Raw genomic sequence first — 14,458 nt, 5'->3', positions numbered from 1 at the left:
GTGTGATCCCGCTCCGTCAGAAACGAGGTCCCGGGTGTCCCGTTCCGTCGTGCTCCGATCCGTCCCTCCGGTCCTGCTCGCGCTCGCCGTGGTCGTGCTCCTGCTCGCGTCACCCTGGTCGGGCCGGGGCGTGACACCGGCAGCAGCGCTCGAACCGAACCCGCCGGACGTCACCGCAGCGGGGCTGACCGGCAGCGCCGCGACGTACCAGCAGGTGCCGACGTGCCGGATGGCCGACACCCGGTCCGGCACGTCGCTGGTCGCCGGCACCGTCCGGAACTTCCGGGTGTCCGGGGTCGACGGGTTTCCGGCACAGGGCGGCCGGTCCGGCGGTTGCGGCATCCCGGCGACCGCGACGTCGATCACGGCGACCTTCACCGCGGTCTCGGCGGAGGGCACGGGATTCCTGAAGGCGTGGGGGCGGGGGAGCGCGCCGCCCGCGGCCACCACGATGAACTTCGGTGCCGCACTGAACCAGAGCATCGGGGTCGTGGTGCCGGTGACACCGGCCGGGCTGTCGGTGCTCTCGGCCGGCCGGCCCACGCACCTCGTCGTCGACGTGACCGGGTACTTCGCGCCGGCGCCCTACCTGGTGGCGCTGTCGAACGGCCGGGTCGTGGCGTCGTCCCGGATGACTGCGTTGCAGCACAACGGCACCGGTGCCTGGACTATCACCTTCGACCGTGATCTGACCGGCTGTGCCGTTGCGGCATCGTCGTTCTCGCGGTTCACCGCGTCGGCGTACGCGGAGGGCAACCGGGTGCACGTCGGCACCGCACTGCCCGCCCAGGGATCGATGTGGGCGCCCGATGCCCCGGCCGACGCCTACTTCCAGATCTCACTGACCTGCTGATGCCGCCTGGTTCCGGTGCTCCTTCGCGGTCGTGAGGCAGTAGATCGAGCCGCCCAGCAGAGCGAACGAGACGACCAGGAAGATCCAGAAAGGGATCACCAGCACGTCGAGCGAGCCGAGGATCCGCGCGGTGAGCGTCACCAGGGCCGCGCACACCAGCAGGATCCAGCCGGCCCGCTTCCGACTGTTCCGTGACTTCAGCCCCTGCACGACCGGCAGGGTCCGCAGCCCGGTCACCGGGGTCTCCTGCTCGATCCCCTCCCGGTTCTGCCACCCCGGCTCGCGGCTGTCCTCGTAGCGCCGGGCCCGGTGCAGCAGGATGCGCCGGCGCAGCCCGATCAGCACGCCGCCGACCACCGACGACAGCACGCCGGCGACCCAGACCATCGGCTGGTCCCGCAGGTCCGACCACACGGCCGCCGTGATCAGGACCGCTGCTCCGAAGACCAGGAAGCCGCCGCCCTGCCACCTCGGGTCGAGCCACCGGTCGTGCCACATGGAGAACGGTGCGAGCTTCGGGGTCGGATCCTTCCCGGCGTCCTGGTGCTGCGACTCCCGGTGTTCGGTCAGTGACATCCTGTCCTCAGCTCCTCGTCTGTTCCTGCTGGTCAGTGCGGGTCGCTCACGATCCCTCGTACCCGGAAACCCCGCCGTCACACCCCCGGCGGTATCCAGGTACCCGGGGTACCAGGACAACGGGGACCGGACAGGACCTGTCGAAGGCGAAGGTCGTCAGGTGAAGTGGAAGCAGCCACCACCACAGCTCGAGAGGACTGCAGCCGTGCCGCTTCCCGCATCGCCCCCGGTCGACCCGACCTCCCCCTTCGCCTCCATGCGCGGGCACCACACCGCGATCCGCTACCCGAATTTCGTTGCGGCACGGTCGTTCTGGGTCGACGTCATGGACTGGCGCGTGCTGCAGACCTGGCCCTACGGGGAGTTGACCCTGGCCTACGTCTCGCCACCCGCGCAGGACGACTTCCACCTGGAGATCCTGGCCGGTCCGGGTGCCGCCCCGCAGCAGGTCTACGGGGATGTCGACGCCAGCCTGGCCGCGTCCGGGTTCAACCACGTGTGCCTGTCGGTGGACAGCGTCGACGACACCCTGGCGGTGCTGCGGGCACGCGGGGTCGACGTGGTCAACGCGCCGTTCGAGATCGACGACATCAGCGCCCGGCTCGCCTTCTTCCGGGACCCCTGGGGCAACATGTTCGAACTGTCCGAGCGGACCGGGCACGTCCATCCCTGATCCCGCCGTGGCCTGGCGTGTCGCTCCCGAGGCGCGGCATGATGGGCCGATGACCAGCGGATCCCCGGTCGGTGAGTTCCTGATGTCCCGGCGCGCCGCGATCGAGCCGGAGGACGTCGGCCTGGCCGACCCGTCCCGCCGCCGCCGGGTGCCGGGGCTGCGCCGGGAGGAGGTGGCGGTCCTCGCCGGGGTCAGCGTCGACTACTACACCAAGCTCGAGCAGGGCCGGGTCGGCACGGTGTCGGAACAGGTGCTGGACGCCGTCGAGACCGCGCTCCGGCTCGGGCGTCTCGAGCGACTGCACCTCCGGTCGCTGCTCAACCCCTCCGGTATCCACACCCGGACGGTCCGGAGCATCACCAGACGCGCTCGGCCGGAACTGATCTCGATGATCAACGCACTGGACCCGGTGCCGGCGGTGATCCACGGGCCGCACCTGGAGGTGCTCGGCATCAACCGCGCCGGGGCGCTGCTGCTCGACGACTTCCAGGCCATGCCGGTCGCCGAGCGGAACATGGCAAGGTGGATGTTCCTGTCCCCGCGGGCCCGGGTGGTCTACCGCAACTGGGCCGAGATCGCCCCGCAGATGGTCGCGGTGCTGCGGGCCGCGGCGATCTCGGCCGGCGCGGCCGGGGATCCGGACGACCACCTCGCCGGGCTGGTGGCGGAGCTGGCCACGGCATCCTGGGAGTTCGCGGCGATGTGGGCCGACTACCGGCTGTTCGAGCACACCCACGGGATCAAGGAGTTCTTCCACGAGGCTGTCGGTCCGATGTCGCTGCGCTACGAGACCCTGGCACTGCCAGGTGATCCCGGGCAGACGGTGATCCTCTACACCGCGCCGCCGGCGTCCCCGTCCGAGCGGCGGTTGCTGGAACTGGGCGAGTTGGCGCTCCGCCCGCCGGTCGCCGCCGGCTGACCGGCCAGCCCCAGCAGGATCTCCACCACGTCGTCCGGGCCGTGCCGGGAGGTGTCGATCTCCAGGTCCGCGGAGGCACGCAGCAGTGGCTCCACGTCGCCGATGTGCCCGAGGATCCGCTCCCGTTCTGCGGCGGACTTGCCGAAGTCGTTCGTGGTCCGGGTCGAGAGGCGCTGCAGCAGGATCGGTGTCGGAGTCGACAGCAGCACGACGTGGTCGAACCGGTGCCGGAAGCGACCCTGGTTGGAGTGACAACCGGAGACGAACAGCGGCGCCTTGCTTGCGGAATCGAGCAGCTCGCCGATGCGTGGTTCGTCCCAGAGCTGTTCCGCGGCACCGGATGCCGACACCGCGTCGACGCACCATTCGGCGAGATCGGTGTCCACGGCGGCGAACCCGCGGGCGGCGAGCAGCCCGATCACCGTCGACTTGCCGGTGGCCGACATCCCGGTGACCAGCACCCGCGGGCCGGTCATGCCAAGCGGATGCCGTCGGCGGCCGCGGCCACCGCGGCCGGCATCGGCACCGGTCGGCGCGTGTCCCGGTCGACGTAGACGTGCACGAACCTGCCGACGGAGCAGGCGATCTCGTCCGGCGTACCGGCTCCGGTGAAGATCGCCACCCGGTACACCACACTGCTCCGGCCGCGGTGCTCGACGCCGACCGCGACGGTGACGTCGGCCGGGTAGGCCGCCTCGGCGAGGAAGTGCACCGAGGTCTCGGCGACGATCCCGATGGAGTCCGCGGCGCGCAGCTCGGCGCCGCAGGTCTCCAGCAGCCAGGTGTTGACCGCGGTGTCGAACAGCTGGTTGTGCACCGTGTTGTTCAGGTGGCCGTAGCTGTCGTTGTCCGCCCACCGGGTGCGGTGCAGCTGCCGGACGGGGAACTGCGCGAGCACCGGTGGCTCCGGACGGGTCACGGCGCGGCCGGGAGCAGCACCTGCCGGACGGCCTTCCCGTCGGCGAGATTGTCCATGGCCGTGTTGATCTCGTCGAGCGGCAGCTCGGCGGTGGCCAGCTTGTGCACCGGCAGCCGGCCGGCCCGCCAGAGCGCGATCATCGCCGGGATGTCCTGCTGCGGCTGCGACGACCCCATGTACGAACCGAGCACCGACCGGTTCTCGGCGACCAGGTTCATCGCCGGCAGGCTGACCTCGGCATCGGGATGCGGCAGCCCGACGGAGACCGTGCGCCCGCCCCGGGCCGTGGCATCGTAGGCGCCGCGCAGCACCGCCGCGGATCCCACCACCTCCAGCGCCACGTCCACCCCGCCCGGGCTGTGCGCGGCCAGCACCTCCGCGAGTTCGTCGGGGGAGCAGGCGTGGGTGGCGCCGAGCTCGAGCGCCAGCTGCTGCTTGGCCGGTACCGGGTCGACGGCGATCAGCGGGTGCGCCCCGGCCACCGCGGCCGACATCACCGCGGCCTGGCCGACCCCGCCCAGGCCGAAGACCGCCACCGATTCGCCGGGGCGCACGTGGGCGGTGTGCATCACGGCGCCGAACCCGGTCAGCATCGCGCAGCCGAAGAGGGCCGCGGTCCCCGGCTCGATGTCCTTGTCGATCACCACCAGCGAGGTGCGGTCGACCACGGCGTGGTCCGCGAACCCGGAGACGCCCAGGTGGTGACGGACCTCCTCGCCGTCGGGCGTGCGCAGCCGGCTGCCGCCGCGGACCAGGTCGCCCCGGCCGTTCGCCGCAGCCGCGTCCGGGCAGAGCGCCGGCCGGCCGGACGAGCAGTACCGGCAGTGCCCGCAGCTCGGCACGTACACCAGCACCACCTGGTCGCCCGGCACGACATCGGCGACGCCGGGCCCGGTGTCCACCACGGTCCCGGCCGCCTCGTGGCCGAGCGCCATCGGCAGCGGCCGGATCCGGTTGCCGTCGATCACCGACAGGTCGGAGTGGCAGACCCCGGCCGCGGTGATCCGCACCAGCACCTCGCCCGGCCCAGGGTCCTGCAACTCCAGTTCCTCCAGCACCATCGGCGCCGATCCCGCATAGGGGCGCTCGGCCCCGACCTCCCGCAGCACCGCGGCCCGGATTCGCATCAGACATCCTTCGCTGTCGTCGCAGCGCCCGCCGGTGCGGGGACGCCAGGCCGTCGATTGTCCCGTGCCGGTCGATCGGCCGGGGATTCGGCCCCGGTCCGCCGTCAGCAGATCCTGCGCAAGGCCCTGACGGCCGGGAGTCCACGCACCACATCGCCCTTGGCGTAGGCGGCGTCGGCCTCTTTGATGTCTGCCTCCAGGGATGGGTCGGGGTACCCCTTCCAGGGTTCGTCGGCGGGACCGCCCGTCGACGGGGCGTCGCACGGGTTTCGATCGTGATCGGTCACGCAACCTCCTGGGGCAGGACGGTCCGCCTGATGCGGGCCAGATCTCGATGACAAGTTCCACATCCTCCCGTCCAGGATCGGCGTGGGCAACGGTGACCCATCGATCACGATGGTCGGTCGGCACGACGGTCGATGACTGTCGGTGCGACCGCGTACGTTCCGTGAATGCCCTTGCCGCCGCTCGACGACTTCCTGACCTCGGCAGGTGCTGGGGGATTGGGTGCGGTGATCGCCGGCGTCGGGGTGGTCACCGCCACCATGATCGGGAACAGAGCTCGCAAGTCCGAGGGATTGGCCGAGGTACGGCACAACGCACTCGAACGTTGGTGGTCGCGGTTCACCTGGGTCGTCGAGGCGAAGCAGGACGACCTGCCCCTGCACTTGAGGACGACCATCGTCGGCCAGTTGCTCCTGCAGGCGCAGACAGAGCTCATGTCTTCCGAATTGGAAGCAGCTGCGCTTGCCTACAGTTCTCATCTGCGCAGTACGCTCAGGAGCCAGCAGGTCGCGTCGGCCTTGGTCGATCCCGGTACGGGAGGTGTGTCGTGACGTCGCTCGAAGAGGAAGCCCGCAGGCTGTCGCCGGAGGAGCGGGAACGCATCCTCGAGGAGATGCGCACGACGCTGGAGCAGGCGGGCTACGACCCGGATGACCCGCAGCCGCGTCTGGGGTCGGTGACTGTCTCCGGGGTGTCCGTCGGTAGCGGAACTGCCGTGATCTCCTCCCCTCTGCGGCGGTTCCGGATCAGCTGGCTGTTCGCTGTGGCTCTGGCAAGTGCCCTCCTGCTGATAGTCGGCGCCACTCTGCTGTTCGGAGGCGGGGGGCGAGAGGTCTTCAGCGCCGTTCTCGGAGGCGTCGCGGGATCATTGGTCCCGCTCGCGGTCATGGGGTGGAAGCGCACCCAGCCCGTTCGTTAGCGATCGATTCGGCGCAGCGGAGTCAGCGCCGCAGAATCGCCAGCGCGAGCCGGTCGAGCGCCCACACGACCGCCCCGATGACCGCCGGGATCGGACGCCCGGTGAGGACGAGTCCGAGGCCGGTGCCGAGGAACAGTGCGGCCTCGATCCCGAGTGCCGCGGCCGGCGGGATCGCCACGGCCGCCTTGGGGGAGAGGAAGCGTCCCCACAGCACGGCGACGGCCACCACGGCCAGGGCGGCCGCCGGCCAGCGCCACCAGCCGGAGGTGACCGACGACACCAGCACCGCGACGCCGACGAGCACGGCGAGCTCCGCCAGGAACCGGACGGTCAGCGCGACGGCGAGCGCCGGAGAGGCGCCGTCCAGAGGTCCGCGATCGGTCACGTCCACGACTCTGCCCGACGGCGGACGAGAACAGACCCGAGGAACGCCGAAGGCCCCGGTCGGTGACCGGGGCCTTCGAGATGTGGTGGGCGATACTGGGATTGAACCAGTGACCTCTTCCGTGTCAGGGAAGCGCTCTCCCGCTGAGCTAATCGCCCGGGATCCTGGTGGACCAGGTGGAGGTGGGAACGGGATTCGAACCCGTGTACACGGCTTTGCAGGCCGTTGCCTCGCCTCTCGGCCATCCCACCAGGGCAGGTGCCGACATGTTACCGGCGAAAGCCTGAGCCGAGCGGACGACGGGATTCGAACCCGCGACCCTCACCTTGGCAAGGTGATGCGCTACCACTGCGCCACGTCCGCATTTTTGCACTTCCTCGGGCCTTCGGAGCTGGGCTCCGGCCTCCGGGGGGTGCGAGGGAAAACTCTAGCCGAACCGCGGGAGCGACACCAAACCGCCTAGTGGGAGCGCCTGAGAGGGTGGCGCGCCGGCCCGCGAAGGCCTGGATCGGACAGGTCCGGTCGGGCAGGGAGTCCCGCCCGGGTCCGTCCGCATCCGGATCAGACCTGGGCGGAGCCGGGGACCTCGAAGTCGACCAGGCCGGCGATCTCGCCGTCGATGTCGTAGTAGGTGTCCTCGCCGCCCAGCGGGACGGCGGAAAGCATGTCCTGGACGAAGCGGACCAGCGCCGGGCGCTCGGCCACCAGCTGGGCCTGGCCACCGGGGGAGTTCAGTTCGAGCACGATGCCCTGCTCGCCCGGGAAGACCTGGACGTCGCCGTGACCGCTCGGGCCGACGAGGCCGGCGATGATCAGGTCGCGGGCGAAGACCCACTCGACGGCCGGGGTGCCGGGCATGGAGAAGACCATGCGGACCGCGAACGGATCGCGCGAGTGGTACTGCAGGTCGGCGTCGACCGGGATGTCCGCCCAGTCGGTGACCATCGTCATCACCGTGCTGGCCGCCACGGAGAGGTGGCGCTGGGTGATCGGCTGACCGGCCATGTCGTGCTCCCTGTTTCTGGTGAGCGTCCCGTTCCGGCCTCTGGTGGCCGGAATTTTGTTCTCCCGGGTTGCTCTCGTGAATGGGGACGGGGACGTTCCGCTCTCATCACGCAAGATCGGTAACTTCACCCGTTCGGACTAGTGGGCGCTTCGTTACTGCCGTACGTGATTGGTTCGTAGCGGAGGGTGGCGGGAGATGGGTTCGAGCACCGTTGTCGATCGGGTATCGTTCTTCACGCGATACGGCGAGGGCTGTATGGCACATCCCGGGCGATTAGCTCAGCGGGAGAGCGCTTCGTTCACACCGAAGAGGTCACTGGTTCGATCCCAGTATCGCCCACCGCAATCACAAGGCCCCTGAACAGCATGTTTGCTGTTCAGGGGCCTTTGTCGTCCACGGAATTACGGGGCCTTCGACGGGTCCGCGCCGGCCGCCCGTGGCGCCGGTGATGTCGATCCCCCAGGTCCCCGGCCACGGTGCGATACCTGCCGCGATGGCCCGGTCCGTGCCCCGCTGTCCGGTCCGGCCGGCGGTGCTCAGGGGTGGCCGACCGTCACGAAGATCCGCGGCGCGGATCGCGACATCCGTAGAGGCTGGTCAGGAGCCCCGGGTGCAGTCGGAAGGCAAGTCGGGCGATCGTCGGCGCCGTTCCCGGGGAGCCGTACGCCCGCGCCGGCGTCGGGCCGGGAGGAATGTCATCGGATTCCGGCGGTCATCTGTCGGGGAGCTGGTCGCCCGATCCGGCGGTCCGACACGGCTCCGGAGCGCGACACGCCGATGAACGCCATTTTGACGTCCGTTCACTGCTGTGCTAGCCGGGACTCGGCTACCCGTCGGCGCGGAACCGCTGATGACGGCGTTGCGGTTGTCCCGCCTGCCGGAGTCGGCGTACGGCGCCCGCCACGGTCGTGGACGAAGGTTCGTCGCTCCGTGGATGTGGGTGCACCTGTGGCGCACCGAAGGTCCACATCTGGGTCCCGCTGGACCGGAAGGAGTGGCGCCGCCGGCCTCGTGGCGAGGAATTCACCGGACGATCCAGGTTGTGTCCGGTTCGTCTGAAACGTCGTTGTCGTGTCCTCGTGGGCAGTTCACTGCTGCATCCGTTGGTGGTCGACAGATGTGGCAGAAATGGGCAGAAAAGTGCTTCTCACCCGTACGCGTGAGGGTGGTCGTGTCACCCGGGTTGATGAATGCGCCGGCCGTGCCGGTCACGGCGCGGTGCGGACACCGGGCGATCTTGTCCGATTCCGTCCTCCGTCAGGCGTGCAATGGCACCGCGAAGCCATCTTTCGACGGTCACTCGCCGTGATCGGCGGACCGGGCCGATCCGCGCCTCACGGGCCGGTGCTCGCCGGACGGGTGCTCAGCGGGCAAGGCTCACCGGAGGAGGATGCCGAAGGCCGCCGGATCGCTGCGGACCATCGCCGTGAGGTCGTGCCGGGAGGAGACGCCGACCTTCGCGTAGATGTTGCCGAGGTGGAAATTCACCGTGCTGCGGGTGACGAACAGTTCGCGCGCGGTCTGCTGGTGGGACAGGCCCTGGATCACCAGCGCCAGCACCTCCCGCTCCCGCTCCGACAGCTGCCACCCGGGGGTGCTGTCCCTGACCGGCGCGGGATCGACAGGACCGGCTGGACCGGCAGGAGCAGTGACCCACCGGTCGACGTCCGCGGGCACCGGTGCGCCGAGCAGCCGGAACCAGCGGCGTGCCTCGGCGGCGGCCTCACCGGCCGCCGCCCCGGAGCGGTGGCGGAGGCGGGCGAGATCGGTGAAGGTCAGTGCGCGCAGCCACGGGACCTCGTCGCCGATCCCGGTGCCGGCCCGCTCGAGCAGCCCCAGCGCGCCGGCCAGGTCGCCGGCGGCTTCCCGGACCAGTCCCGCCAGCCGGTCGCGGACGGCACCCGCCCAGGCGGGAGCGCTGCCGTCGCGACCGATCGTGTCGATCAACGTCGTCGCGCCGACCGGGTCGTCGAGCCAGAGCAGCGCCTGCGCGGCGAACATCACCTCCCACAGCGCCGGCGCCCGGTTGCCGAGCATCCGGCGGAGCACCCGGTGGTCCGGCCGGAACCGGTGCCGCGCCGCCGGATCGGGATCGACCAGCACGCGGACCACCTCGGCATTGAGCAACAGCCGCTCCGGCTCGGGCCACGGGTGATCGGCGAGGAACGCACGGGCCCGGCCGAGATGCGTGTCGGCAGCGGCCAGGTCGCCCCGCACGGACGCGATCATCGACTGCGCTGCCGCCAGATGGGGCGCCTCGTAACGCGGGAACGACTCGGTGCCCTGCCGGGCGATCACGGCGGCCCGGTCCCACTCGCCGCGCAGCCACAGCGAACAGGCCAGTGCCGCGAAGAACGCGCCGTTGCTGATGTCGCTGACCGCGCCGTCCTCGACCCGCCGGCGCAGCTCGCCGAGATCGGCGATCGCCTCGTCCAGCAGGCAGAGGCGCAGACCGGTGACGCCGCGCGCGAGCAGCCCGAGCGACGCGGCGGTCGGCACCCGCACCGGATCGTCGGGAAGACCGGCGAACAGCTCACGGGCCCCGGTGACACCCAGCCGCCGTTCCGTCAGATAACCGCGGACCCGCGCCTCCTCGCCGGTGAAGGCCGGGTCCGGGCGGCCGCGCAGCACCACGGCGTCGGAGAGATGCCGCTCGACGTCGGAGGTCGCGGCGTCGGAGGCCATCCCGGCCCAGGCGAGCAGGACCGCATAACGGTAGTGCCAGCCCTCGGGATCCGGCCGGGGTTCCCGGCCGGATCCCGGTATGCCGGTGGCCTGCCGGAGTTTCCGGTAGCCGACCGTCCACTGGCCGGCGGCGAGCTCGGCGAGTCCGGTCACCACCGCCGCCGGGATCGATCCGGCGTGGGCGGCGAGCAGTTCGGCGTCACCGGGCGAGAGCCGCCCCGTCGGCTGCAGCAGGGTGTCGACCATCGACTCGTAGCGCCGGAGCAGCGCCGGTGCCGGGTCCGTGCAGAGGCGCGCGGACTGCAGGTACCGGCGCGCCGCCGAGCGGTGGGCGCCGCGGTCGTGCAGATCCTGCGCGGCAGCGGCGAGGTCGTCCGCCAGCAGGTCGTCGGTGCCCTCGGTGGCCGCGATGCGGTGGTCGAGGGCCGCGGCGCCGTCACTGATCGCGGCCGCGCGCCGGTGCAGCGTCCGCACGGCATCCGGGTCGGCGGCCTGCAACACTGCGGCCCGGGTCAGCGCGTGCGGGATGCCCACCTCGCCGGGCCGGCGCAGCAGCAGTCCGGCCCGCTCGAGCAGTGCCAGGTCGCCGGGAGCCGGAGATACCCCGATCGCCGCGGTCCCGGTCTCCGGCAGCCACGACTCCGTCAGCACGCACATCGCCAGCAGCGTCTCCCTGGCGCTCTCCGCCAGCCGGGACCACCGATCGGTGATCTGCCGCCCGTACTCGTCGGGGGCGGGGAGCTCGGCCGCCGCTGCGAGATCGAGGTCGGTGCGTTCCAACAGGGAGCGCAGGAACAGCGGGTTGCCGCCGGTGTGCCGCCACAGCGACTCCGCCACCGCGGCACCGAGTTCGGGCCGCAACCGGTCGGCGAGTCGGCCCGCCGACGCCAGGTCGAGGCCGGTCAGCGTGAGCCGTCGACCCAAGCCGGTGTCGAGCCGGCGCTGCAGGGCCGGGTGCGTGCCCGGCCCGAGCGGCCGGGTGGTGGCGACCACCAGCAGCCGGTCCCCCCGTGCCCGGCGCAGCAGGTGGACCAGGGCGTCCACCGACTCCGGGTCCGCCCACTGCAGATCGTCGACGACCAGCAGCACGGGTCCCGGACCGATCTGCCCCGCGGCGTCCACCGCCCGGCGGAGCATCTGCGCCGCCATCGGTGGTGCGCACCGTTCGGGGACGGGCTCGGTCCCGTACTGCTCGAGCAGGTCGTAGGCCGGGGGATCGCCGTCGGAACGGCCGCAGCCGTACAGCAGCGACGTGTCCCTGGCGGCGGCCATCAGCCGGTCCAGCGCGGCGGACTTGCCGGTGCCGGGCGCGCCCTCCACCACCACCAGTTCCGGCTCGCCGCCCGAGGCCCGCCCCAGGGCAGCGGACAGTGCCGCGTCGAGGGTGGCGGCATCGACGCGGTCGGTGGGAGGGGTGGGACCAACGGGTGCGGACATCCGGGTCCGATCCTCCCAGAGCGGCAGGTGTCGGACCTGGACGGGTGCTGTTCGTTCTGCACAGGTACCGCGGCGGCCCCGGGCCGCAGGCTGGACACAGCACCGGGACCCACCCGGCATCCGAAGACCGAGGAGCACGTCATGACCCCCACCGTCGCCGGCATCGAGCGCGGCCAGCGTCGACTCAACGGACCGCAGACCAGCGGCCGGGAGTACCGCAACCTGTCGGAGCCGGCATTCCGTACGGTGCGCACCGACGACGTGCCCATCGAACTGCGCGACGGGGTGACGCTGCTCGGCGACGTGTACCGGCCGGACGCCGACGCGCCGGTCCCGGCGCTGGTGTCCTTCAGCGCGTACCCGCGCCAGATCCAGGACCTGGGGGCGCCCCTCGGCTTCATCGAGGCCGGCGCCACGGATTTCTTCGTCCCGCGTGGCTACGCGCAGGTGATCGTCAACGCGCGTGGCACCTCCGGCTCGGAGGGCACCTGGTCGATGCTCGACGAGCAGGAGGGCCGTGACGTGTACGACGTCGTCGAGTGGCTGGCTGCCCAGCCCTGGTGCGACGGGAATGTCGGCATGCTGGGCATCAGCTACTTCGCCATGGCCCAGCTCGCGGGCGCCGCCCGGCGGCCGCCGCACCTGAAGGCGATTTTCCCGCTTGCCGCCTCCCACGACATGTACGAGGCGGTCTGGCACAACGGGCTGCTCAGCGCGAACTTCGTCTCCGGCTGGATGCCGGCAGTGGGGGTGCTCGCACAGCGGCCCGGTTCGTTCTGGCACAGCCGGCGCATCGACCTGGCCCGGCACGCGCTCAACGCCGCGCCGGTGCACCGCCGCATGGCCCACATCGACGGCGAGTCCATCGTCACGGTGCTCCAGAAGGTGATCCGGTCGCAGGCGCCGCAGCAGCCGTACGGGCAGCTCTGGGACGCCGCCGCGGTGGACCACCCGGTCCGTGACGAGTTCTGGGATGCCCGCGACACCACCGCCGCGCTGGCCGGTCTCGACATCCCGGTGTACCTGGGCTGCGACCTGGAGAACGTGCCGTTGCACCTGCCGGGCACCTACCGGATGTGGAAGCTGTTGCGGCACAACCCCGACGTCCGGATGTCGCTGCTGGCCCCGGGCGGCCTGTCCTGGCCGTGGGAGAGCATGCACATCGAGGCACTGGCCTGGTACGACCACTGGCTGCGTGGTGCCGACACCGGGATCATGGACGGACCGGCGGTGCGCTACTTCCTGCCCGGTGCCGACCGGTGGCGGACCGCGGAGTCCTGGCCGCCGGCCGAGTCGTCGCTGCGGCCGCTGGCACTGCGCGGCGACGGGGTGCTGGGCGACGACGAGGGTGTGGCCGGGGTGTCCGAGTCGCAGTACCTGCCCGCCGATCTCGATGCCGCCCGGCCGAAGAACCTGCAGCCGAACGGGTTGCCGGACCAGCTCGACTGGGAGATCGAGGCGACCGACGTGCCGATCGACATCGTGGGTGACGTCGAGCTGCGGGTCGATGCCGTGACGGGCGGCGGTGACCTGGCATGGATCGCGATGCTCTCCGACGTGGCGCCGGACGGGTCGGTCACCCGGGTGACAGCGGGCTGGCTGCGCGCCGAGCTGCGGGCGGTCGACGAGGCGCTCAGCGTCGACGGCGCACCGGTGCTGCCTTGCCGGACCGTCCTCGCGGTGCCGGCCGGAGAGGTCGTCACCTACCGGATCCCGCTCGTGCCGATCGCTCACCGGATCCGGCCCGGACATCGTCTGCGGCTCACCATCGCCCACGACGACCGCGGTGAGAACGGGCCCACCGTCATGGGTTTCACCCATGCCCCGGTCGGTGGCCGGTCGCACACCCGGGTCCTCAGCTCGTCCCGGCTGCTGCTGCCGGTGCTGCCGGCCGGTGCATCGGAGGCATGAGGGACCGGTGATGCCGGCGGTCGTGCGACCGCCGGCATCACCGGGCGTCAGCTCGTCGGTGCGGCGCTCGACATGCCGACCGGCGCCCCGTCGGCGCCGACCACGAACCAGACCCCGTTCACGCCCTGGCCGTTGACGTCGCCCGGGGCGGCGTCCTTGGCGAAGGTGTAGAGCGGGAGGCCGTCCAGCGTGACCTGCAGCTCGCCGTCGGTGCCGGTGATGGTGCCGACGGTGCCGGTCACGCCGTCGACCTCGGGCGTCGCGGAGTCGGCGTGGATCGCCGGCCAGGCGGTGGCGCAGTCGCCCGCGCAGGAGCTGCTGCCGCTGCCCGCGGTGTCCTTGGTGAAGATGTAGGCGGTCATCCCCGTGCCGTCGACCACGACGGAGCCCAGGGACGTGTCGCCGACACCCAGGGCAGCCGCTCCGGAGGCGGACGACGCCGGGCCGTTGCCGCCGGCGGCCGACGCGCTCGTCGCGGCTGCGGTCGTCGCAGGTGCGGTGGTTGCGGGTGCGGTGCTGCTCGAGGTGGCCGGGGTGTCGGAACCACAGGCCGTGAGCAGGAGCAGGGAGGTGGCGAGGGCGCAGGCCATCGCCCCGCGTGACAATGAGGTCACCGGGTTTCCTTTCGGCGCAGGGGATCTCGGGCGGTGGGTGACCGCCCGGGGCCGGTGGCACGTCCGTGTGGGACCGGCATGGGTAGGGACGACCGGCGCACAGGAACGGTTCGGTTGTTTCGCGACGAGAATGAAAAAAGTTCGGCCGG

Annotated in this window: 15 protein-coding genes and 4 tRNA genes; 7 read left to right on the top strand and 12 right to left on the bottom strand. The window is 71.5% G+C overall.

Annotation, left to right across the window (positions count from 1 at the left end; genetic code table 11):
- Nucleotides 1–34: 34 nt before the first annotated feature.
- Nucleotides 35–853, top strand: coding sequence for a hypothetical protein (locus GIS00_RS20935; RefSeq protein WP_154770397.1), 819 nt, complete (start codon nucleotides 35–37; stop codon nucleotides 851–853).
- On the opposite strand, the gene GIS00_RS20930 is transcribed toward GIS00_RS20935, so the two are convergent.
- Nucleotides 839–1,429: a hypothetical protein gene (locus tag GIS00_RS20930; protein ID WP_154770396.1), complete on the bottom strand. Its 591-nt coding sequence runs from the start codon at nucleotides 1,427–1,429 to the stop codon at nucleotides 839–841. The two genes, GIS00_RS20935 and GIS00_RS20930, sit on opposite strands and share 15 nt — an antisense overlap.
- Before the next feature lie 205 nt (nucleotides 1,430–1,634).
- Between GIS00_RS20930 and GIS00_RS20925 the strand changes: the two genes are divergently transcribed.
- Together GIS00_RS20925 and GIS00_RS20920 are read left to right on the top strand one after the other, a co-directional pair.
- Nucleotides 1,635–2,102 (top strand): VOC family protein, encoded by a 468-nt coding sequence (locus GIS00_RS20925; protein WP_322098232.1) that lies wholly within the window; start codon nucleotides 1,635–1,637, stop codon nucleotides 2,100–2,102.
- A gap of 49 nt (nucleotides 2,103–2,151) precedes the next feature.
- Nucleotides 2,152–3,021, top strand: a complete 870-nt coding sequence (locus tag GIS00_RS20920) for a helix-turn-helix transcriptional regulator (protein WP_154770395.1) — start codon at nucleotides 2,152–2,154, stop codon at nucleotides 3,019–3,021.
- Here the strand turns inward: GIS00_RS20920 and GIS00_RS20915 are convergent.
- The 4 genes from GIS00_RS20915 to GIS00_RS27965 all read right to left on the bottom strand — a co-directional run bounded on the left by GIS00_RS20915 (nucleotide 2,934) and on the right by GIS00_RS27965 (nucleotide 5,354).
- Nucleotides 2,934–3,497, bottom strand: a complete 564-nt coding sequence (locus GIS00_RS20915) for an AAA family ATPase (protein ID WP_154770394.1) — start codon at nucleotides 3,495–3,497, stop codon at nucleotides 2,934–2,936. The genes GIS00_RS20920 and GIS00_RS20915 overlap by 88 nt on opposite strands.
- A complete protein-coding gene (locus tag GIS00_RS20910) occupies nucleotides 3,494–3,919 on the bottom strand; it encodes an acyl-CoA thioesterase (protein WP_322098231.1) in 426 nt (141 codons plus the stop codon). Before GIS00_RS20910 ends, GIS00_RS20915 begins: the two co-directional genes overlap by 4 nt.
- A 17-nt stretch (nucleotides 3,920–3,936) precedes the next feature.
- A complete protein-coding gene (locus tag GIS00_RS20905; protein WP_154770393.1) occupies nucleotides 3,937–5,067 on the bottom strand; it encodes a zinc-binding dehydrogenase in 1,131 nt (376 codons plus the stop codon).
- A gap of 104 nt (nucleotides 5,068–5,171) precedes the next feature.
- Nucleotides 5,172–5,354, bottom strand: coding sequence for a hypothetical protein (locus GIS00_RS27965; protein ID WP_230313917.1), 183 nt, complete (start codon nucleotides 5,352–5,354; stop codon nucleotides 5,172–5,174).
- A gap of 165 nt (nucleotides 5,355–5,519) precedes the next feature.
- Between GIS00_RS27965 and GIS00_RS20895 the strand changes: the two genes are divergently transcribed.
- Both GIS00_RS20895 and GIS00_RS20890 read left to right on the top strand, forming a co-directional pair.
- Nucleotides 5,520–5,903 carry a hypothetical protein gene (locus GIS00_RS20895; RefSeq protein WP_154770392.1) on the top strand — a complete coding sequence of 128 codons (384 nt, stop codon included), beginning with the start codon at nucleotides 5,520–5,522 and terminating at the stop codon, nucleotides 5,901–5,903.
- Nucleotides 5,900–6,271 (top strand): hypothetical protein, encoded by a 372-nt coding sequence (locus GIS00_RS20890; protein WP_154770391.1) that lies wholly within the window; start codon nucleotides 5,900–5,902, stop codon nucleotides 6,269–6,271. Before GIS00_RS20895 ends, GIS00_RS20890 begins: the two co-directional genes overlap by 4 nt.
- 22 nt (nucleotides 6,272–6,293) lie before the next feature.
- On the opposite strand, the gene GIS00_RS20885 is transcribed toward GIS00_RS20890, so the two are convergent.
- From GIS00_RS20885 to GIS00_RS20865, 5 genes are all read right to left on the bottom strand, one after another.
- Nucleotides 6,294–6,656 (bottom strand): DUF2568 domain-containing protein, encoded by a 363-nt coding sequence (locus tag GIS00_RS20885; RefSeq protein WP_154770390.1) that lies wholly within the window; start codon nucleotides 6,654–6,656, stop codon nucleotides 6,294–6,296.
- An 83-nt stretch (nucleotides 6,657–6,739) separates the two neighbouring features.
- Nucleotides 6,740–6,814: transfer RNA gene (locus GIS00_RS20880), tRNA-Val, on the bottom strand.
- Between the two features lie 19 nt (nucleotides 6,815–6,833).
- Nucleotides 6,834–6,907 (bottom strand) — tRNA-Cys (locus GIS00_RS20875).
- Nucleotides 6,908–6,947: 40 nt separating this feature from the next.
- Nucleotides 6,948–7,019 (bottom strand) — tRNA-Gly (locus GIS00_RS20870).
- 198 nt (nucleotides 7,020–7,217) lie between these two features.
- The gene (locus GIS00_RS20865; protein WP_154770389.1) at nucleotides 7,218–7,661 is read right to left on the bottom strand and encodes an SsgA family sporulation/cell division regulator; all 444 of its coding nucleotides are present in this window, start codon (nucleotides 7,659–7,661) and stop codon (nucleotides 7,218–7,220) included.
- 268 nt (nucleotides 7,662–7,929) lie between these two features.
- Between GIS00_RS20865 and GIS00_RS20860 the strand changes: the two genes are divergently transcribed.
- Nucleotides 7,930–8,001, top strand: a tRNA-Val gene (locus tag GIS00_RS20860).
- 1,038 nt (nucleotides 8,002–9,039) lie between these two features.
- On the opposite strand, the gene GIS00_RS20855 is transcribed toward GIS00_RS20860, so the two are convergent.
- Nucleotides 9,040–11,784 carry a LuxR C-terminal-related transcriptional regulator gene (locus GIS00_RS20855; protein WP_196073392.1) on the bottom strand — a complete coding sequence of 915 codons (2,745 nt, stop codon included), beginning with the start codon at nucleotides 11,782–11,784 and terminating at the stop codon, nucleotides 9,040–9,042.
- 141 nt (nucleotides 11,785–11,925) lie between these two features.
- On the opposite strand from GIS00_RS20855, the gene GIS00_RS20850 reads away from it, so the two are divergent.
- A complete protein-coding gene (locus GIS00_RS20850; RefSeq protein WP_154770387.1) occupies nucleotides 11,926–13,695 on the top strand; it encodes a CocE/NonD family hydrolase in 1,770 nt (589 codons plus the stop codon).
- A 47-nt stretch (nucleotides 13,696–13,742) separates the two neighbouring features.
- On the opposite strand, the gene GIS00_RS20845 is transcribed toward GIS00_RS20850, so the two are convergent.
- Entirely contained in the window at nucleotides 13,743–14,309 is a 567-nt protein-coding gene (locus tag GIS00_RS20845; RefSeq protein ID WP_322098230.1) for a COG4315 family predicted lipoprotein, read from the bottom strand.
- Nucleotides 14,310–14,458: the final 149 nt, after the last annotated feature.

The organism is Nakamurella alba, from assembly GCF_009707545.1.
Taxonomy (GTDB): domain Bacteria; phylum Actinomycetota; class Actinomycetes; order Mycobacteriales; family Nakamurellaceae; genus Nakamurella; species Nakamurella alba.
Note: the sequence above shows the minus strand (reverse complement) of the source record. Positions and strands in the feature narration are given on the sequence as shown.

What these genes read in the sequence shown, in the direction of transcription:
- GIS00_RS20930 (WP_154770396.1), bottom strand. Translation starts at nt 1,429, where the DNA reads ATGTCACTGACCGAACACCGGGAGTCGCAGCACCAGGACGCCGGGAAG.
- GIS00_RS20865 (WP_154770389.1), bottom strand. Translation starts at nt 7,661, where the DNA reads ATGGCCGGTCAGCCGATCACCCAGCGCCACCTCTCCGTGGCGGCCAGC.
- GIS00_RS20920 (WP_154770395.1), top strand. Translation starts at nt 2,152, where the DNA reads ATGACCAGCGGATCCCCGGTCGGTGAGTTCCTGATGTCCCGGCGCGCC.
- GIS00_RS20915 (WP_154770394.1), bottom strand. Translation starts at nt 3,497, where the DNA reads ATGACCGGCCCGCGGGTGCTGGTCACCGGGATGTCGGCCACCGGCAAG.
- GIS00_RS20895 (WP_154770392.1), top strand. Translation starts at nt 5,520, where the DNA reads ATGCCCTTGCCGCCGCTCGACGACTTCCTGACCTCGGCAGGTGCTGGG.
- GIS00_RS20855 (WP_196073392.1), bottom strand. Translation starts at nt 11,784, where the DNA reads ATGTCCGCACCCGTTGGTCCCACCCCTCCCACCGACCGCGTCGATGCC.
- GIS00_RS20905 (WP_154770393.1), bottom strand. Translation starts at nt 5,067, where the DNA reads ATGCGAATCCGGGCCGCGGTGCTGCGGGAGGTCGGGGCCGAGCGCCCC.
- GIS00_RS20850 (WP_154770387.1), top strand. Translation starts at nt 11,926, where the DNA reads ATGACCCCCACCGTCGCCGGCATCGAGCGCGGCCAGCGTCGACTCAAC.